This is a genomic window from Fusibacter ferrireducens (genome assembly GCF_015352425.1).
Lineage (GTDB): Bacteria > Bacillota > Clostridia > Peptostreptococcales > Acidaminobacteraceae > Fusibacter_A > Fusibacter_A ferrireducens.
Genome location: NZ_JADKNH010000010.1, coordinates 170,848 through 192,610 on the forward strand (window position 1 = coordinate 170,848; position 21,763 = coordinate 192,610).

General features: G+C 41.1%; 10 protein-coding genes. 3 read left to right on the plus strand and 7 right to left on the minus strand.

Annotated elements, in window-relative coordinates; translation table 11 throughout:
• Nucleotides 1-6: 6 nt before the first annotated feature.
• On the minus strand, nt 7-1,866 hold the full coding sequence (locus tag ISU02_RS16615; RefSeq protein ID WP_194702973.1) for a BglG family transcription antiterminator: 1,860 nt from the start codon (nt 1,864-1,866) through the stop codon (nt 7-9).
• A gap of 173 nt (nt 1,867-2,039) precedes the next feature.
• Nucleotides 2,040-2,306, minus strand: a complete 267-nt coding sequence (locus ISU02_RS16620) for an HPr family phosphocarrier protein (protein WP_194702974.1) — start codon at nt 2,304-2,306, stop codon at nt 2,040-2,042.
• Between the two features lie 348 nt (nt 2,307-2,654).
• On the opposite strand from ISU02_RS16620, the gene ISU02_RS16625 reads away from it, so the two are divergent.
• Nucleotides 2,655-3,617: a PLP-dependent cysteine synthase family protein gene (locus ISU02_RS16625; protein WP_194702975.1), complete on the plus strand. Its 963-nt coding sequence runs from the start codon at nt 2,655-2,657 to the stop codon at nt 3,615-3,617.
• A gap of 109 nt (nt 3,618-3,726) precedes the next feature.
• Nucleotides 3,727-4,278: a helix-turn-helix domain-containing protein gene (locus tag ISU02_RS16630; RefSeq protein ID WP_194702976.1), complete on the plus strand. Its 552-nt coding sequence runs from the start codon at nt 3,727-3,729 to the stop codon at nt 4,276-4,278.
• A gap of 158 nt (nt 4,279-4,436) precedes the next feature.
• On the opposite strand, the gene ISU02_RS16635 is transcribed toward ISU02_RS16630, so the two are convergent.
• From ISU02_RS16635 to ISU02_RS16655, 5 genes are all read right to left on the minus strand, one after another.
• Nucleotides 4,437-5,570, minus strand: coding sequence for an anti sigma factor C-terminal domain-containing protein (locus ISU02_RS16635; RefSeq protein WP_194702977.1), 1,134 nt, complete (start codon nt 5,568-5,570; stop codon nt 4,437-4,439).
• A complete protein-coding gene (locus tag ISU02_RS16640) occupies nt 5,560-6,051 on the minus strand; it encodes an RNA polymerase sigma factor (protein WP_194702978.1) in 492 nt (163 codons plus the stop codon). The genes ISU02_RS16635 and ISU02_RS16640 overlap by 11 nt, the downstream gene beginning before the upstream one ends.
• 205 nt (nt 6,052-6,256) lie before the next feature.
• A complete protein-coding gene (locus ISU02_RS16645) occupies nt 6,257-10,873 on the minus strand; it encodes a cadherin-like beta sandwich domain-containing protein (RefSeq protein WP_194702979.1) in 4,617 nt (1,538 codons plus the stop codon).
• Between the two features lie 307 nt (nt 10,874-11,180).
• On the minus strand, nt 11,181-19,376 hold the full coding sequence (locus ISU02_RS16650) for an Ig-like domain-containing protein (RefSeq protein ID WP_194702980.1): 8,196 nt from the start codon (nt 19,374-19,376) through the stop codon (nt 11,181-11,183).
• A gap of 301 nt (nt 19,377-19,677) precedes the next feature.
• Entirely contained in the window at nt 19,678-20,391 is a 714-nt protein-coding gene (locus ISU02_RS16655; RefSeq protein ID WP_194702981.1) for a FadR/GntR family transcriptional regulator, read from the minus strand.
• 223 nt (nt 20,392-20,614) lie between these two features.
• Between ISU02_RS16655 and ISU02_RS16660 the strand changes: the two genes are divergently transcribed.
• Nucleotides 20,615-21,754: a hypothetical protein gene (locus tag ISU02_RS16660; protein WP_194702982.1), complete on the plus strand. Its 1,140-nt coding sequence runs from the start codon at nt 20,615-20,617 to the stop codon at nt 21,752-21,754.
• The last annotated feature ends 9 nt before the right edge of the window (nt 21,755-21,763 follow it).

Consider the following 21,763-nt stretch of genomic DNA (forward strand, 5'->3'; position numbering starts at 1 on the left):
AAATCGCTAAATCAAATACCGCATAATTGCCACTGTTTCCATTTCCGGTATTCGAAGCTCATACTTGGTGTTAATGGACTCTATCGTACTGAAAATCCGCCTATATATTTCCGAATTTTCTGCTTTTGCTGCAATTAAATCCGGTTCTGTATTGAATTTGCCAACCTTCCATCTTGGAATTGCCATAATGATATGAAGGGTCAATCCCCATTGATTCAGTGATCGCTCTTCCACCAAGCCATCTCTGTAGAGTCCCTGTAGCATTGTCCCGATTTCGATCATGACCATTCCTGTTAAATAAGCCAGTGCAGATTCGATATCCACGGCATTGCCTAAGTGCTCTGTTGTCATAGACAGATTCAAATCAGGGTTATAGAGGTTAATATCTGGATCGTAATCAAAGAGCATTCTGGAGATGTTGCCGAGTTCCGCATCTGTAATCAAAGGACTCACACAGACGACAGGTTTTCCCACATTTCGAATTGGAATTGTGGAAATAATCAAGTCAATGCCCTCTATGTCATAATCATTTTCTTCAATTTCAAATGCAGAAACAATATCTACCACTTGAATGTTCGTGATATTGTTGCGAATTCGCGTGGTTAATAATTTAGATGCCCCTTGCCCTGATCCACAGACGATCAATATTCTCCTCTGATCCCTCTTGAGATTGCCTTCTCTATTCTTGACGATATACATGGTGACAAATCCAGCTTCATCCTCTCCTGCTTGAACATCATAAGCTTGATCGAAAACATGGATCATCTCCTTTGCCATCTCAAACTCCTGAGGATATGTGCTCTTGATTTCCCTAAGAAGAAGATTGTCATTTGGGATATTGAGTTGTAATTTGCCCAGTGAAAGATCCAAGTGCGATACCAAGTCCTTTTGAAGTGACTGAATGGATTCCATGGACAACTTCATATGAGTTTGTAAGGTCCGAATCATCGCATAGACTGTATCCACAAGCTTTGGATCTGTTGGGCGATCTGATTCCTGATTCAATTTAATGTTACATGCAGCCAGTGCATAAGCCAGATTGACACGTTCATATTCCGGCCAATCTTCTTCAAGCGCATCCGATATTTCTACAGCGACCTTGTATGCTGCCATATGCCGTATGGACTTCTGGTCTATCTCCCTTGGCTTCAGCGTATGTCCATTCTGGATGCGCCAGCTGAGTACAAAGATTATCGCAACTGCTGTCAAATACGACTGATATGGAATCCAAAAAGGTTGTTTGCCTTTGGCAATTTTCATGGCACGCCTTATTTTCTGAACGTCCAATGCTTGAATCAAATCCTCCATGCCCTCATTTATTTCATAGAGTCGCCTGCCATCTCGATTGAGCTCAATAACTTGGCAAATATAATCACCAAGTATATTTCTCAGTGCCGCTTCATCACAGGCCAACTGATAGCCATAGCGCTTTCTTGCCACTAGCTCCACTTCATAGGTTTCTTTCAGCAAGTGTTTCAATTCTTTAAGATCCGTCAAAATTGCTGATCGGCTAATACCAAGTTTATCTGCCATCCACTCGCTTGCAAGAGGTGCTTCTGCAGTTGCCAGACACAGACCCAAATGCAGTAAACGCTCTTCTTTGTTCAGATAAGGAATAGGTCTGTCCAGACTCTCCCACCGTATGATTTCATTCATCAACCGATCTGGGTTCTTAATGCTGATGCCGACCCTTGGTTTTCTGTCTAGACGCTCACCAATATCTTTCAGAAAGTAATCGATCTCATCCAGATCGTATCGAACGGTTCTCGAACTGACATCAAGTGCCTTGGATATCTCCACAACTTTTAAAGCTCTTCGGGACTCTGTCAGTAATTTAATAATTCTCTTTTGGCGTAATGTCAACATGGCTTCCTCTCAAATTAATCATACTTAAAAAATAGGGTGTCAAGAAGTTGAACGTCTTTCAATGTAAATGAGGCAATTTACGCTCTATCCTCTTGGATTTGCATCATGTGTTGTGCATCCGCGATTATCTACTTTTGCTGTGCCAATACCTACAACGCCATCTACCATCCTTCTTACACGGCTTCGCCCATGCCTTGGTTGACGAAATCTACTAAGGCCTCAAGCACTTTCTTTTCATCTTTGCCAGATACTTTAATTTCAAGTTCGTCTCCCTGTTTTGCACCAAGTGTCATCATTGCCAACATACTGCCGCCATTGACCTCTTTATCACCTAGTCCAACCACAACTTCTGCTTCGTACATTTTCACAATCTGAAGCCATTTGCTCACAGGACGTGCATGAAATCCTGCCTCATTTATAATCTTCACTTTAGTTTCCATTATTATATCTCCTTTATTCTATATAATGCAATTTTAAACGATTGCCTTTCATCTAATTCTACTATATACCCATATTACAGGAAAAGTTGTAAAGCCTTCTATATAAATGTGGCAAAATTGAATGTATCAAAATCCGAATTTGACGCCTCCCATACAGCGCCGTTTAAACTTTTAAAAAAAACAGTGACAATAAATTCGGTTGACAATTATATTTTACATTCATATAATATAATTAACGTACGTTATATTTTTCTAAAGATAATTATACTTAACAAATGCTGATTTTCGATTATTCTTTTTTGGATATTGAAATCGCACATTAAATGCTTGAATATGGAGGTATTTATTATGAGTTTGCTCAATGATGTCACTGAAGCAATTGGCAATACGCCCATGGTGAACTTATCTAGAATTACAAAAGCTTTTGGCGTAGAAGGTCATATTTTCGCAAAATTAGAATACCTAAATCCAGGCTTCAGCAAGAAAGACCGTGTAGCTTTGCAGATGATTTTGGAAGCAGAAGAAGCGGGATTACTTACCCCTGGACAACCCGTTGTCGAATTAACCAGTGGCAACACAGGCACAGGTCTTGCCATTGTATGTGCTTGCAAAGGCTACCGATTCATCGCCTGTATGTCCAAGGGCAATTCTATGGAGCGTGCCAGAATGATGAAAGCTTTGGGTGCCGAAGTCGTCCTCGTGGATCAAATGCCTGGCGCTATAGTAGGACAGGTTTCTGGAGATGATTTGGCACTTGTTGAAAAAAAGGCCCAGCAAATTGTAGATGAACAGAATGCCTTTCGAGCAGATCAATTTAATTTAATCGCCTGTAATCATGCTCATGAATATTTTACAGCTGAAGAAATGTGGACTCAGACAAACGGCAATATTGATGCTTTTGTCGATTTTTTAGGGAGTGGCAGTACTTTTTCTGGTTGTGCTAAGACCTTAAAAAAGCATAATCCTGAAATCCGATGCTATGTGAATGAGCCACTAACCGCAGCGATATATGCAGGAAAAGGGATCACTGATAAAGGCCATAGTATTCAAGGCGGTGGATACTGCATGGATTTACCACTTGTGGATAAAAATCTAATCGATGGCTATGTGCAAGTTACAAATGATGACGCTCGAGATACGGCTAGAAAATTGGCCGAACTCGAAGGTATTTTTGCAGGCTTTTCTTCTGGTGCAAATGTTTGCGCCGCGCTTAAGTTGCTGTCTGGCACCGAAAAGGGGAAGAATATCGTTGTGACACTGAACGACAGTGGGCTGAAATACTTAAGTACCGGTTTGTTTCAAGAACTTTAGATTAATTCAACGGTTAGGGATATGTAAAATGGTTGGAGAAATATAAAATGACGCGTATAATAAATAGAGATGAGTCCATCAAACAAATGGAAGTATGGGGGGTTTATTAATGAATTTGAATGGAATTATTGCTGCGAATCTAAAACGTCTACGTTTAGAGAGAAACTTAAGCTTAGGGCAGCTCGCAGAACTGTCAGAGGTGAGCAAAGTAATGCTTAGTCAAATAGAAAAGGGAGACTCTAATCCCACGATCAACATGATCTGGAAGATCGCCAACGGTTTAAAAGTACCCTACACGGCGTTAATCGATGAGCAAGATGATGCTTCTGAAGTCGTTCCTCGTCAAAATCGTACAGAACAATACGACTCGAATGGACATTATAGAATCTTTAAGTACTACAGCAACTCTCCAATCAGAAATTTTGAGCTCTTCATCGTTGAACTCGATCAGGGCACTGAACATATATCTGTGGGACATTCAGAAAAATCTCAGGAGTACATTCTCGTCTTGGAAGGCAGTCTGCTTTTGAAAGCAAATGACCATGAATATCTTCTAGAAAAGGAGGATTCGATCTCTTTTTCATCTGCAACTCCACACCACTATATTAACCACGGCGAAAACACTGTAAAGGCCGTGGTCATCAATTACTACCCTGTGTAGTGCCCCATCGTTCCATATAGTATGATTCCACACCGCACTCGTATCGATCCAATTGAATCGGTTTGAGCCATCCCACGATACCTCAAACCGATTTTAGCTGACGCTGTTAGAGGTTAAACACCTCTCATCATTGCTTTCGGCTCAAATCTTGTTGTCTATTATTTTCTGCTATATTGAGATGCTTTCATATCTACTATTTGGATGCCATAGACATCTGCTTTTTCGATGAATTTAACAAGATCATTTGTTTCACCATAAATCAGCATCCCTTCCACCTTAATGCCATTTTCATCAATATATGACAAAGTATCTTCATAGAATTTTGTTCTCATATGGTTTCGATCAAAAACTGTGACAAACGCCTTTCTATCAATCATATAATTTAAAAGTGTTTTGACATGTATTTCATAATTATCCGCTAGGCTTTTTTCAAAGGAACTGCTCATTTTTTCCCCATTAGAATACATATCTTCTAAGTAAAACAATGGATACAATGCTTTATTGGGACGATCTCCAAAACTGGTCCTGATTGAATTGATCGGTTGAAAACCAATTTTTTCATTTTGATACTCAGTACCATGCTCTATAGACATCCATTGAAATATGAGCTGATTGTAGGTTAGCTCATAAGATGTGGCTTCTAATAATGACAAGGGATTGTTAAAAGTGATAAATACCGAAGCATAATTGTGCTCTGATTTTAAATCTTTCAAGGGGTTTTCATAGTCGAATTGAAGAGGCGCTTCTTCAATAAGCTTTGTTTCTAGATCATATGAAAATAGATAATCGAAAAAACCTTCTCTTCTATTGCGAGTCAACTGAATGGGAATTCGCTCTTCATTCCGTCCAAATTCATTTGTTCTTCTCAAAATAATATCATAGCTGCCATAACCTTTTTTATTAACGAGTGCCATTGTCGATTGGTAGCCTGGGACAGTCAATTCAGTTAGTGCCACCATATCAAAGGTGATATCATTCATGTTTTCCCCTTGCGTCACTTTTTTAGGATTATAATACATTGAATCCACCAGAGGTGAAATCGCAAAGTTCAAAAAAACATATAACAGAATGATACTTATTACAGAGTATAAAATATTCTTTCTTAATCTATTTGAAACCTGCTCTTTGATCTCTAAAGAATCCGTATGCTCTTCTAGAAACAAATCATCCAGTGATTCCGCAAGGTAATCATTGATGATTTTATTTTTTTCTATTTCAGCTTCAACGATTTCTATTTCAGCATCTGTGGCAGTGCCACTTTTGTATTTTATAAACAATGCATTAAAATTCATCTATGCCTTCCTCCTTTAATTTGGCCTTTAAGTTGATTCTAGCTCTATAAAGTAATGTTCTTGCTGCACCGGGGCTTATTTTTTTCATTTCGGCAATTTCTTTTAATGAGAAACCATTAAAATAATAGTATACTAATATTTCTTTGTATGAGTTGGATAATCTAACGATGGATTCATAAACCGTTCTTTGTGTCTCATTTAAGATCAATTGCTCCAATGGGCCTTTGCCTTGATCTATATAGTCATCTTCTATCGACGATTGAGGCTTCTTTTTTAGAGAGTCTAGCCATAAGTTTTTCCCAACTCTGAGTAACCAATATTTTAGATGTACTTCACTCCCATCTAAACTCAAAATGGCTTTAAAAAAAGTATCACTGACAAGTATTTCTGTCTCATGATGATTCTTACATAGTGAGTATATGTATAAGTAAACATCCCTATAATACTCTTTATAGACCCTATCGATGATGTCTTTTTTCAATTTTTCACCTCCCCACTTAATAAACGATTCACATATGATTATGTCACATATGGATTGATCTATGCAGCATTTTTAATTAAAAAAAAGAGGTCTTTCAGAAAATACATTTCTAAAAGTGCCTCTTTTTATTATTTTATTCCATAATTTTGTTTCATCTCTTAATTAGCGTTCATCATCCCAGTTAAAAATTTTCAGTGGGATGATATTATCGGCTAATCAGATTCGATTCAACCAAAAGGTTGCGAATCGCCTGAACTGCTTCACCATATTTGAGATTGGATTTTGGTGAGATCATCAATGGCTCTGTGCCGTTAAAGATATGTGCCGAAAGCACATCCCTAACACTTTCTGATGCCCAGCCGCTAACCTCTGTAAAATCCTTGAAGGTGCTGTATCTCCCTGAATCATCTCCGGTGAGGTTTGTAAGCTTCATGGCATTGCGATACATAACCATTGCTTCTTCTCTTGTGATCTGTTGATTAGGTTTGAAGGTCCCATCCGGATAGCCCGATACGATGCCATTTTCACTGGCAATATAAATCCCAAGCGCTCTAGCATTGGCATTTGTCACATCTGAGTAATGAATTGCGTGTGTTGCCCCTTCTCTGTATAAGCCTAGCGCACGCACAAGATATTCAGAAAAATCTGCACGTGTAATGGCTTGCTCTGGTTCAAAGGTCTCTGGATTAAAGACGATCAATCGAGATGCCATATCATTGACGACTGCCTTTGACCAGTGGTTTGCCACTGATTTAACAGTGACTGGATTGTAAATCACCGTATATCTCGAATTCGTGAGTGAACTTAAACGCGTGTACCATTTGCCATCCTTTTGGAAGACTTCTGTTGGTACATGGCTATAAGTGCCATCAGAGTTGAAGACGATACCTGTTGTGATTTTTTCAGGATCCATATTTGCCGGTATTTCCATCACACGTCCTACATAGTTGCTAAACTTGCCGATGGTCACTTCTTTAGTTATGCCGTCATCACCTGTGGTTTTAGCAACGATTTCAAATTCTGTCGGTGGGAAAACCATTTCACTGCCGTTATTGGCCACAAATTCGTTATATTGGGCAATCACTGCTTCGTCTACTTTTGCAATTTTCACTTCAACCTTGATGTCAACTAAACTTTGTCCTTGAACTCCCATACGCTCAGCAATCTCACTGATTGACAACTCGCTTGCTGGAATGACGTATTCAATATTGCTTCGCTTAACGGAAATATCAAATGTATTTTGCTCAAGCTTTTTGACGATGTCACCTGTGAGCTCAACTTTTGCAACCTGAGATTCTGTGTCTGAAATTGGGACTTGAATTGTGTTGTCAGTTTGGGCTGTTTTATCTCTAATTGCCTCATCAATTTTACTTTCGATTACCAGATTATTAATAGTCACCGTAACAGTCGATTTGCCATCTGAAACCGTTTTAACTTCCTTCCCTGCACTCTGTTCTTTACCATTAATAACGATGGTCGCTGTGCCCTGTTCATCTATTGGAGGTGCTGAAACTGGCTTATCATCTTTACTGTTGTCAACATATGCTTCTCTAATTACTGTCAGGTTATAAGTTTTAGTAGATTGACCATCCTGTGCGGTCACAACGATTGCCACTGAGTTCTCACCTTCAGTAAGTGGCGTAATCTCAATAGAACTACCACTTGTGCGGTTAATGCCATTTACGGATATGGAAGCATGACTTTCATTTGTTATCGGCGTCAATGTTATTGATGTCGTTGAATTTGGCACTTTGACTGAATAGCTTTCATGCTCAGGCGTAAACGCAGGTGTTAACGTTCCAACATTTACAGCCAAATCTGATAAAGTGACATCACTTGAACCAGCTCTGTTAATATCAATCGTGTAAGTTTTAGTCGTATGCTCATCTTGTGCGGTAACAGTGATTATAACTGGGGTTTTTCCCACTTCTAGAGCATTGACTATCACTGAGCTTCCACTTGTAACAGCTACAGGTATACTCCCTTCTGAGGTGACACGTTTGACTTTAATCGTAGAATGACTTTCGCTCACAGTCGGGGTCAACGTGATCGCAGTTATAGTATTGGAAACATTGACCGTATAATGCTCAGTATCTGGAGCAAACGCCGGTGATAGCGTCCCATGATCTACAGCTAAATTGGATAATGCAACCTCGCTGGATGCCGCTCTTCTAATATTCACATAATAGGTCTTAGTGGAAACGCCATCCTGTGCAGTAACCTTTATATGGACTGTATTCTCACCAACTTCTAAATCTTGGACAGCTATTGAACTGCCACTTGTGACTTTTACCGTGAAACTGCTCGTCACAGATCCGCTTTCAGCTGTGACCGTGGCATGACTTTCATTGACAATTGGATTCAACTGAACGGTCGTAACGTCATTAGCTACACTCACCGTATAGTGCTCTGTTTCTGGCGCAAAGTCTGGAGACAAAGTACCTGTGCTGAGCTTTATGTCTGAAAGTGTCGTGTCGATAAAAGCGGCTCGGTTGATACTGATTTTGTAGTACAAAGCATTTCCGAACTCAGCAGTTACTTTAATATAAACATCAGTTGCTTCATTTGCTGTCAGACTGACGTTTATTGCCGTATTCGTGAAAGTTTTATCTGTCCCATAAAAGACAACACTTGCCTTGGAATCACTCTTTAAGACATCACTTAAACTAACTTCATCTATTGCATTGTCTACATAGATACTTGCCGTCTTAGGTTCAGTGATTGTCCCAGGCTCTTTTCCTGAGATGATTGTCTTAGACAGTACCGAAGCAATATCCGCGTCACTGCTTGGCGTTAAAATTGTTGTAAAAGGAATATTAGTCACATTTGAAACATTGCCCACTGCATCTTTTACAACGATGTAAGCCTTATAATCCGTTGTCTCAGATAAGCCATTTACCATAATCGTGTTCACAGTTACAGCTGCCGTACTAGTGCCCTTTGCCACTGCTGTTCCCTGAGCTATAATTGCATTAGCACTTGGAGCATCATCTTTTGCATTATAGACAACGTAATAATAGGTTCCTGCTTTATCAGATGTAAAGCTCAGTTTTGTCTTATCATAGCTTGTTTCACTTGCACTGCCTTCACTTAAAACGGGCGCGGTTTTATCAATGTTGTTGATGACGATTTCTGTGTCATAGGTAGCTATATTGCCTACACTATCCTTCACTTGGATTGTGCCTGCTGAAATGGTCGTATTGCTTGCATAGACTTTGCTTTTGGCATCCTGCCATGTGGTGCCGCCGTCAAAACTATAGCCACCAGTTGTTGCGATTCCTGATGCGTCCGTTGCCGTCACCGTCACTGTCACATCGCCACCGGTTGTTTCAGTTGGAGATGCCACAACAGAGCTGATGGTTGGCGCAGTTTTATCGATGTTGTTAATGACGATTGCTGTGTCATAGGTGGTTATGTTGCCTGCACTATCCTTCACTTGAATCGTACCTGCTGAAATGGTCGTATTGCTTGCATAGACCTTGCTTTTAGCATCTTGCCATGTGGTGCCACCGTCAAAGCTGTAGCCACCAGTTGCTGCGATTCCTGATGCGTCCGTTGCCGTCACCGTTACGGTCACATCGCCACCAGTTGTTTCAGTTGGAGATGCCACAACAGAGCTGATGGTTGGCGCGGTTTTATCAATGTTGTTGATGATGATTGCTGTGTCATAAGTGGCTATGTTGCCCACACTATCCTTCACTTGGATCGTACCTGCTGAAATGGTCGTATTGCTTGCATAGACCTTGCTTTTGGCATCCTGCCATGTGGTGCCGCCGTCAAAACTGTAGCCACCAGTTGCTGCGATTCCTGATGCATCCGTTGCCGTCACCGTCACTGTAACATCACCAGTTGTTGCTTCAGTTGGAGATGCCTCAACAGAGCTGATGGTTGGTCCAATTGCATCGATGACAATTGCTTTCGAATTTCCTAAAGAACCCGCCTCTCCTGGAGCCGCCAAGGTGAGTGTTGCACTGTTTCCTGCTAAATCCGTGATTATTCCACCATTCAAGTTAAGCGCATTTGTCCCCTTGTAGTCCAAATCTGCGCTGGTATCCCCTGCTTTCACCGTGTATTTAAAAATCAAAGTGTCGGTATTGCTTCCACTGGAATAACTTACAATTTGATCCGTTGTCCCCGTTTCCAAAGTCAAGGTTGGAGTTCCTGTCACAATGACAACTTCACTGAAATTAACCGTAATGTCGATGACATCACCAACTTTTTTAGTTCCATTTGCTGTAGTAGAACTCACCATACTGACGGTTGGAGCCGTTATATCTGGATTTTGGGGATCATCCACTAAGACCGTTCCCTCTCCAGTTACTGTGAAAACGGCTGTTCCAGATTCTCCCTCATCAAAAGTTGTCATTACAATATAATAGTCCGTACCTGCTTCGAAATTAACTCCTGAGATTCTAGAAAGAAGATTTGGTGCGCCATCATCATTTCCAGCCAATATGTTTTCTAAAGGCTTTTCTGGATCAAAACCACCTTCATAGACAAAAATCATTGTATCCGACTCATTAGGATTCACATTAAAAGATGCAGATTGCACTAGAATTTCGTACTCATCGGTAACAGATGGTGTAATCTTTGTGACAAAATAGTTAAAAGCTCTCTCCCCACTAGATATGTCTTCCGTAAAATACGTAAGGCTGCGATCATCAGAGGGGAGTACGGGACGAATAAACGTATGTTCAGTCGTCAAAGTTGTTTCAAATGTCGTAGTGTGTGATGCATAAGCGATGGGATTGATAACACTTGCAAAGCACATCGCCATGAGCAACACTGTAGTCAGGATCTGTTTCTTTCTAAAGCATTTCATAATATTTTTTTCCTTTCTCTAATTTTGCTTTTTCTGATAACCCTAAAGGATTAAAATTGTCATTTATGGGGACCTTGTAATTTACTTTATTACCTTGTAATAATAGTCGATTGTCACATTACTCCGGATGATATTATAGCATATTGAACCTTTACAAAACCTTTACAAGATCGCTATAAGAAGCTATTTTTTGTTTAATTAATATAAAAAACCATATTTTATATACAAAAAGAGGCCCTTTAGAAAATTTTTTCTAAATGAACCTCTTAATCTTGTTTTATATTTTTTCTTTTTTAAGCAAATAGCATTATCTGTTAATCAGATTGGATTCAACCAAAAGGTTGCGAATCGCCTGAATTGCTTCACTGTATTTGAGATTGGATTTTGGTGAGATCATCAATGGCTCTGTGCCGTTAAAGATATGTGCCGAGAGCACATCCCTAACACTTTCTGATGCCCAACCGCTAACCTCTGTAAAATCCTTGAAGGTGCTGTATCTCCCTGAATCATCTCCGGTGAGGTTTGTAAGCTTCATGGCATTGCGATACATAACCATTGCTTCTTCTCTTGTGATCTGTTGATTAGGTTTGAAGGTCCCATCCGGATAGCCCGATACGATGCCATTTTCACTGGCAATATAAATCCCAAGCGCTCTAGCATTGGCATTTGTCACATCCGAATAACGGCTTGTACTCGTTGTCCCTTCTCTGTATAAACCTAGCGCACGTACAAGATATTCAGAAAAATCTGCACGTGTAATGGCTTGCTCTGGTTCAAAGGTCTCTGGATTAATGACAATTAATCGAGATGCCATATCATTGACGACTGCCTTTGACCAGTGGTTTGCCACTGATTTAACAGTGACCGGATTGTAAATCACCGTATATCTCGAATTCGTGAGAGAATTCAAACGTGTATACCATTTGCCATCCTTTTGGAAGACATCCGTTGGTACATGGCTATAAGTGCCATCAGAGTTGAAGACGATACCTGTTGTGACTTTAGCCGGATCAACATTTGCTGGTATCTCCATCACACGTTCTACATAGTTGCTGAACTTGCCAATGGTCACTTCTTTAGTTATGCCGTCATTTCCTGTGGTTTTAGCAACGATTTCGAATTCTGTCGGTGGGAAAACCATTTCACTACCATTATTGGCAACAACTTCGTTATATTGGGCAATCACTGCTTCATCTACTTTTGCAATTTTCACTTCAATCTTAATATCAACTAAACTTTGTTCTTGAACACCCATACTCTCAGCAACCTTGCTGATTGTAAACTCCCTTGCTGGAATGACATATTCAATATTGCTTCGCTTGACGGAAATATCAAACGTATTCTGCTCAAGCTTTTTGACGATGTCACCTGTGAGCTCAACTTTTGCAACCTGAGATTCTGTGTCTGAAATTGGGACTTGAATTGTGTTGCCAGTTTGGGCTGTATTATCTCTAATCGCCTCATCAATTTTACTTTCGATTACCTGATTATTAACGGCCACCGTAACCGTCGTTTTGCCATCTGTAACCGTTTTAACTTCCTTCCCTGCACTCTGCTCTTTGCCATTAATGACGATGGTCACGGTGTCCTGCTCATTGCCAACTACAGTGCCTGGGTCTGTTGAAGGTGTTGCATCTGGCTTATCATCTTTACTGTTGTCAACATATGCTTCTCTAATTACCGTCAGGTTATAGGTTTTAGTAGATTGACCATCCTGTGCGGTCACAACGATTGCCACTGAGTTCTCACCTTCTATAAGTGGCGTAATCTCAATAGAACTGCCACTTGTGCGGTTAATGCCATTTATAGATATGGAAGCATGGCTTTCATTTGTTATCGGCGTCAATGTTATTGATGTCGTTGAATTTGGCACTTTGACTGAATAGCTTTCATGTTCAGGCGTAAACGCAGGTGTTAACGTTCCAACATTTACAGCCAAATCTGATAAAGTGACATCACTTGAACCAGCTCTGTTAATATCAATCGTGTAAGTTTTAGTCGTATGCTCATCTTGTGCTGTAACAGTGATCATAACTGAATTTTTTCCCACTTCCAGAGCGTTGACTATCACTGAGCTTCCACTTGTAACGGATACAGGTATACTCCCTTCCGAGGTGACACGTTTGACTTTAATCGTAGAATGACTTTCGCTCACAGTTGGGGTCAGCGTGACCGCAGTTATAGTATTGGAAACATTGACCGCATAATGCTCAGTATCTGGAGCAAACGCCGGTGAAAGCGTCCCATGATCTACAGTTAAATTGGATAATGCAACCTCGCTGGATGCCGCTCTTTTAATATTCACATAATAGGTCTTTGTGGAAACACCATCCTGTGCGGTAACTATGACATTAACTGCATTGTTACCAACAGCTAAGCCATCAACCGCTATTGAGCTGTCCATTGTGACCGTTAATGCGCTACCACTGGTCACAACGCCTTTTATTGCAGTTACAACGGCATGACTTTCATTGACAATCGGTATCAGATGAACCGATGTTGTAGCATTCGGAACCTCAACGGTGTAATATTCAACCTCTGACGCAAAGGATGGTGACCAAACGCCCACGTCACTTGAAAGGTCAGATAACGTCATATCACCGGAAAGCGCCCGATTAATATCAATCACATAATTTTTCAATGTCGTTCCATCTTGTGCTGTAACAGCGATATTGACGCTGTTATTACCATACGTTAATGGTGTAATCTCAACTGATCCTGCACTTGTCACGGATACAGAGCTTGTACTCGTGCCAACGACTTTAGTCACCGCAAGTGTTGCATGTGCTTCACTGATAGTTGGTTTAAGTGTCACGGATGTGGTTGAGTTGGATACATTCACAGTATATTTTTGTGTTCCAGACGCAAAAGCTGGTGACAAAGTGCCTGTGTTTAAGTCAATGCCCGCTAACAATGCATTGTCTGATGGGATCGTCGTAAAATTCCAACTTGTGGTATCACCAATGCCTACAAAATGATTATCAGCTGCATCTGCAAAGGCGGTTCCATCAATTTGTACATAATAACCTGTCTCTCCAATTAGAGTCACACTTGGATTGACCGTTATGGTATTGGTGCCGCCACCTGTTACCAGTGTGCCTGTTACATCGATACTTTCCACTGTAGTGTTGTCGCTTGATTTTTTTATGATAATATTCCCTGTGTCTACATTTACGGCTTCGCTAAAGGTGAGCACGAGATTATCGTTCACACTCACATTGCTTGCGCCATCTGCTGGACTTAGGGTACTTAGGGTTGGCGCTGTTATATCTTCTGTGGTGAAATTCCAACTCGTGGTATCATTAATCCCTGCATAGCTGTTGCCTGATGTGTCATCAAAGGCAGTTGCGTCGATTTGTACATAGTAGCCGGTCTCACCTGCTAAGGTTATGCTCGGATTCACAGTTATGGTATTGGTGCCGTCACCAGATACCTGAACGCCTGTTACATCGATACTTTCCACTGTGCTGTCGTCACTTGATTTCTTTATGACAATATTCCCTGTGCCGACATTTACGACTTCACTAAAGGTGAGCACGAGATTATCATTCACGCCGACGTTGCTTGCGCCGTCTGCTGGACTCTTTGTATTAAGTGTTGGTGCGGTTACGTCAGCAGTGGTAAAATTCCAGCTCGTGGTATCATTAATCCCTGCATAGCTGTTGCCTGATGTGTCATCAAAGGCTGTTGCGTCGATTTGTACATAGTAACCTGTCTCACCGCTTAGAGTCACACTTGGATTAACCGTTATGGTATTGGTGCTGTCACCTGATACCTGAACACCTGTTACATCTATGGTTTCCACTGTGCTGTCGTCACTTGATTTCCTTATGACGATATTCCCTGTGCCGACATTTACGGCTTCACTAAAGGTGAACATGAGGTTATCATTCACGCCCACATTGGTGCCGCCATCTGTTGGACTTAAGGTACTTATAGTTGGTGCTGTTATATCTTCAGTTGTAAAATTCCAACTCGTGGTATCGTTAATCCCTGCATAGCTGTTGCCTGATGTGTCATCAAAGGCTGTTGCATCGATTTGTACATAGTAGCCGGTCTCACCTGCTAAGGTTGTGCTCGGATTCACAGTTATGGTATTGGTGCCGTCACCAGATACCTGAACGCCTGTTACATCTATGGTTTCCACTGTGCTGTCATCGCTTGATTTCTTGATCACGATATTCCCCGTCCCTACATTTACAGCTTCGCTAAAGGTAATTACGAGGTTATCATTCACGCCCACATTGGTGCCACCGTCTGTTGGACTTAGAGTACTTAGGGTTGGCGCTGTTATATCTTCTGTGGCGAAATTCCAACTCGTGGTATCATTAATCCCTGCATAACTGTTGCCTGATGTGTCATCAAAGGCCGTTGTGTCAATTTGCACATAGTAGCCTGTCTCACCTGCTAAAGTTATGCTTGGATTCACAGTTATGGTATTGGTGCCGTCACCTGTTACCTGACCACTTGTTACATCTATGGTTTCCACTGTGCTGTTGTCACTTGATTTCTTGATCACGATATTGCCTGTGCCGACGTTTACGAGTTCACTAAAGGTAAGCACGAGGTTATCGTTCACACCCACGTTGTTTGCGCCGTCTGCTGGACTCTTTGTATTGAGTGTTGGTGCGGTTACGTCAGCAGTGGTAAAATTCCAGCTCGTGGTATCACTGATGCCAGCGTAGCTGTTGCCTGATGTGTCATCAAAAGCAGTGCCGTCGATTTGTACATAGTAACCGATCTCACCGGTTAGAGTCACACTTGGATTAACCGTTATGGTATTGGTGCCGTCACCTGATACCTGAACACCTGTTACATCTATGGTTTCCACTGTGCTGTCATCGCTTGATTTCTTGATCACGATATTCCCCGTCCCTACATTTACAGCTTCGCTAAATGTAATCACGAGGTTATCATTCACGCCCACATTGGTGCCGCCGTCTGTTGGACTTAGGGTACTTAGGGTTGGCGCTGTTATATCTTCTGTAATAAAGTTCCAGCTTGTGGTATCATTAATCCCTGCATAGCTGTTGCCTGATGTGTCATCAAAGGCTGTTGCATCGATTTGTACATAGTAGCCTGTCTCACCAGTTAGAGTCACACTTGGATTAACCGTTATAGTATTGGTGCCGTCACCAGTGACCTGAACGCCTGTTACATCTATACTTTCCACTGTACTGTCATCGCTTGCCTTCTTAATGACTACGTTACCTGTTCCTACATTTACTGCTTCAGTAAAGGTGAGCACAAGGTTATCGCTCACGCCCACATTGCTTGCGCCGTCTACAGGACTTAGGCTACTTAGGGTTGGCGCTGTTATATCTTCTGTGGTGAAATTCCAGCTTGTGGCATCATTGATGCCGACATAACTATTACCCACAGTATCATCAAAGGCACTTGCATCGATCTGTACATAGTAGCCCGTCTCACCTGCTAAGGTTGTGCTCGGATTTACAGTTATGGTATTGGTACCGTCACCGGATACCTGAACGCCTGTTACATCTATGGTTTCCACTGTGCTGTCGTCACTTGATTTCTTTATAACGATATTCCCTGTGCCGACGTTTACAACTTCGCTAAAAGTGAGCACGAGGTTATCGCTTACGCCCACGTTGCTTGCACCATCTGCTGGACTCAGCGTGCTCAGTGTTGGTGCGGTTACATCTGTTGAGAAGCTCACTTGTGAGCCATAGCTTGTTCCATTGGCATTGATGACATATGCTCTTGCGTAATATGTGGTATTTGCACTCAAGCCAGTTATGCTTGTGGTAAATGCACCTGTTGCACTCACACTGCCTTCATCCGTCTTACTGTTTGCAGTCGTCGGTGTGCCAGTTGTATTCCAACAAACACCGTATGCCGTTGGATTGGGCGCGCCCAAACCAGTGATTGTCCCATTTCCAGTTGCACTTGTTTCAGTGATGCTGCTGACCGCTTGAGTTGTTACGGCAGATGCCTGAGTTTCTGTTGTAAAGTTCCAATCACTTGTATTGCTTATGCCTGCGTAGCTGTTACCCGATGTATCATCAAAGGCAGTACCGTCGATCTGTACATAGTAACCCGTGTATCCCGCTAGGTCTGCACTTGGATTCACGGTTATGGTATCTGTTCCATCTCCGGTTACCATTCCGCTAGTGACATTTATACTTTCTACAGTGCTGTTATCACTCGCCTTTTTAATGATGATATTTCCTGTGCCAACATTTACAACTTCACTGAAGGTAATCACGAGATTATCATTCACGCCCACATTGGTGCCGCCGTCTGTTGGACTTAGGGTACTTATAGTTGGTGCTGTTACATCTTCAGTTGTAAAGTTCCAACTTGTTTTATCATTAATCCCTGCATAGCTGTTGTCTGATGTGTCATCAAAGGCTGTGGCATCGATTTGTACATAGTAGCCAGTTTCTCCTGCTAACGTCACACTTGGATTGACTGTTATGGTATTGGTGCCGTCACCTGTTACCAGACCACTCGTTACATCTATACTTTCCACTGTACTGTCATCACTTGCCTTCTTAATGACTACGTTCCCTGTTCCTACATTTACGGCTTCACTAAAGGTGAGCACAAGGTTATCATTCACGCCCACATTGCTTGCCCCGTCTGTTGGACTTAGGGTACTTAGGGTAGGAGCAGTTATATCTTCTGTAGTAAAGTTCCAGCTCGTGGTGTCGTTGATGCCGGCATAACCATTATCAACAACGTCATCAAAAGCTGTTGCATCGATCTGTACATAGTAGCCTGTCTCACCTGCTAAGGTTGTGCTCGGATTCACAGTTATGGTATTGGTGCCGTCACCAGTTACCTTTCCACTTGTTACATCTATGGTTTCCACTGTGCTGTCGTCACTTGATTTCTTTATGACGATATTCCCTGTGCCAACGTTTACGGCTTCGCTAAAGGTGAGCACGAGGTTATCACTTACGCCCACGTTGGTTGCACCATCTGCTGGACTCGAAGTGCTCAGTGTTGGTGCGGTTACATCCGTTGAGAAGCTCACTTGTGAGCCATAACTTGTTCCATTGGCATTGATGACATATGCTCTTGCGTAATATGTGGTATTTGCACTTAAGCCAGTTATGCTTGTGGTAAATGCACCGGTTGCACTCACACTGCCTTCATCCGTCTTACTGTTTGCAGTCGTCGGTGTGCCAGTTGTATTCCAACAAACACCATATGCCGTTGGATTAGGCGCACCCAAACCAGTGATTGTACCATTTCCAGTTGCACTTGTTTCAGTGATGCTGCTGACCGCTTGGGTCGTTACTGAGGATGCCTGTGATTCTGTTGTAAAGTTCCAATCACTTGTATTGTTTATGCCTGCGTAGCTGTTACCCGATGTATCATCAAAGGCAGTACCGTCGATCTGTACATAGTAGCCCGTATATCCCGCTAGGTCTGCACTTGGATTCACGGTTATGGTATCTGTTCCATCTCCTGTTACCATTCCGCTCGTGACATTTATACTTTCTACAGTGCTATCATCGCTCGCTTTTTTAATGATGATATTTCCTGTGCCAACATTTACAACTTCGCTGAAGGTAATCACGAGATTATCATTCACGCCCACATTGGTGCCGCCGTCTGTTGGACTTAGGGTACTTATAGTTGGTGCTGTTACATCTTCAGTTGTAAAGTTCCAACTTGTTTTATCATTAATCCCTGCATAGCTGTTGCCTGATGTGTCATCAAAGGCTGTCGCATCGATTTGTACATAGTAACCTATTCCTTCTGTAAATGTCACACTGGGATTCACGGTTATGGTATCAGTACCGTCACCTGTTACCAGACCACTCGTTACATCTATACTTTCCACTGTACTATCATCACTTGATTTCTTGATGACAATATTGCCTGTCCCCACATTTACAACTTCGCTAAAGGTAAGCACTAGGTTATCATTCACGCCAACATTGGTTGCGCCGTCCACTGGGCTCTTTGTAGTAAGTGTTGGTGGCGTTGAGTCGGTTGTATACGTAATAAGTAACTGCGAGGCATTACTTCCGGCTTCTTTTGAAGATATTCCTAGAAGGTCTTCATAATTCGTTGTTCCTTTTGACAAAAAAAAGCTCGCTTTTCCATCTCCATTGGCTTCTGCGCTAATAAAGCTGGTTACATCTAATTCAATCCATCCCGTTCCTGTAACAGCAATGTCTTCAATTAATAAATCACCCTTTGTAGGCATTCCACTAGCTTCAAGCCAATTATCACTCCCTTTATAAAGGTTAAAGTTAATAGCAGTGGAAAAATAAGAAATGTAAAGTTTTAGTTTTGCTTCTGACACCGTTCCACTTATGTTGGATAAGTTAAAACGAATGCCTGTATCCATATAATCTCCAAAATAAATATCTTTATCAGGTCCATAAAATGAAAAGTTATCATATGCCGTATCCGCTTCAGGACCTAGTGTTGCGGTTGCTGCATACGTAAAGTTTAAATTCGGTATAACTAAAACTACCGCAAGTAAAAGAACCCCTAACCTTTTAAATAAATTTTTCATACAACCTCCATAAATTTAGAATATAATCCATTTTAGAAAATAAATCATACAACTTCCCAGTCCCTAAAAATTAGTAGCAATAGAATTATACATGTAATCCTATTGCTACTACTCAACCTAAATTCAAGATAGGTAAAACATAACCTTGACAAATTCTTACCCAATTAGAAGCAAAATATTCTATTTTTATCCAAAAATTGTTTCGACTACGCTAAGTTGCTGAATGCGTTTTACACTTGTTCCCCTTCATTTATCCGAATCCATTATATGTTGCTGATTTATATAAGAGTTATGTGATTGCTTACCGCTCTTTATATGAACGCCATGCTGAAATGGACATTGCATTATGTTGTCTCGACAAAAGCTCTGCTAACGCACCATCTCTGCTGACAAAAGCATTGTATAAATTTTTGTGCTGCACCATTGCCTCTTTTGCAATTTCCAAATAAAACGGCTCATAGTCAGACACCATCCACTGATAAAAGTCACCACAATAATGCTGATACATATTAATAAGTGTCTCATTATGTGTTGCCATCACACAAGAAAGATGAAATTTATAGTCTTCAATGACGGTTGCCGCCATATCGTTCGCTTCATAGCATGCAAGCATTCGATCAAGGTTTGCCTTCATTACAGCCAACTCTTCACGAGTTACGCGTTCAGCACAAAGTCTGCATATAGAGGGCTCTACACAAGCTCTGCATTCTCTCCACTCAATACTGCTGGATAAGTGCTCAACATGATCGACCTTTTTTTTAATCATCTCCATTGCATAAAGATCATTTACGTAAGTACCGCTCTGAGGTCGAATTTCCAAAATGCCGTAGTGACTCAATATGTCAATAGCTTTTTTTAAAGAAGTTCTGCTAACTTTTAATGTTTCAGCCATACGGCGTTCGCTTGGCAGGCGATCCCCTGGTCTAAGCGCATTATCCTGTATGAAGTGAATGATGTTTTTGCTCACAATTTCAGGAATGGATTGATTTATCACTGGTTTAATTTCACGATTCATATTGATCCCTCACTTTATGGTTATTATACGGAATTTACATTTCTCCGTCAATTAAAAGCGCTCTTCATCAATATCGCATTGATATTGATGCAAATTGACTTGACAGTGTCAATTCGAATTGGTATTCTATATATACCAATTTGGTATTATCAAAATACCAATTTCTCGGCCGAGGTGTATTTTGATGTTTAACGTATGTTAATCTCTAGATTAGGAGGGAACAATGGAAAAACAAATCCAATTTAAAGGGAAATTTGAGATTGCTTCTACACAATTTGGCGGTATGCTTGGGGCAGGTATAGCGTCTGGGGCTGCTGTTACTTTGTATTTTGTTCAAAAAAATGGCTATTTTGCGATTATTGTACCTCTCATTTCACTCTGTCTGCTTTTCCTCATATACTACATGGGTATGGAAACCTCACGTTTATATGGATTAGAAAATCACACACAGCTTTATAATTTACTGTATGGCAAAAGTGCTTTTAGCAAGTTTTTCACGATTTTAGCGAATATTACTGTTTTCTATATGATGTTGCTGTCGTCAGCAATGGCTTTTGGTGGCGCAGGCTCTATTTTTGAACAATATTTTAATGCACCTTCTATACTGGGAGGAACCCTTACCGCCATCGCTTGTATAATGGTTATCTATTTTGGCATGGATGTTTTTAAAAGATTGCAATCTGCGTTTTCACTTATTATGTTTGCAATCCTAACCATAAGCTATGTCACCGCTTTATCTAAAGGTGGTATGACATCTGTTTTTGAAAAGGTAGCCATTCGCTGGATGCCAGAAACTGCAAGTATTGGTGGCTCAATTTGGTGGGGGCTGTCTTTTACTGCAATGTACATCGGATTTTTGCCGCTTCTTATTTCTGCTGGCAAATCACTGAAGAGTTCGCAAAGCATTAGAAGTACGTTAAGTATCGGTTATGTTTTAAATTTATCAGCTGTTTACTTGCCGTGTATTGCGATATTAGCTTATGCCCCTGAAGCGACACAGGCGGGTATCCCCTCTGCTTATGTCGTAGAACAGGCAGGTATTCCATTTGCGACACAATTGTACTTGATTCTGCTTATCTTCGCGCTTATTTCCACAGGGGCCTCTTGTTTGATTACGATAGGTTTACAGATCTCTCCTCTGCTAGAAAAGCGCATCCCATCGCCAAAGGTTAGAAACAGTGTCATCTATATTTTATTTGCCATTGTATTTACACTCTTTGCCCCTTTAGGACTTACAGGGACTATGAAATTACTGGCACCTATCGCAAATGTTTTTTGCATCTTCGCATTAGGTTTACCAATCTGTCTTTTTGCACCCGGAAAAATTATTAAAAAGTACAAAATGTTGAAAACAAACGAATAAACCATCTCA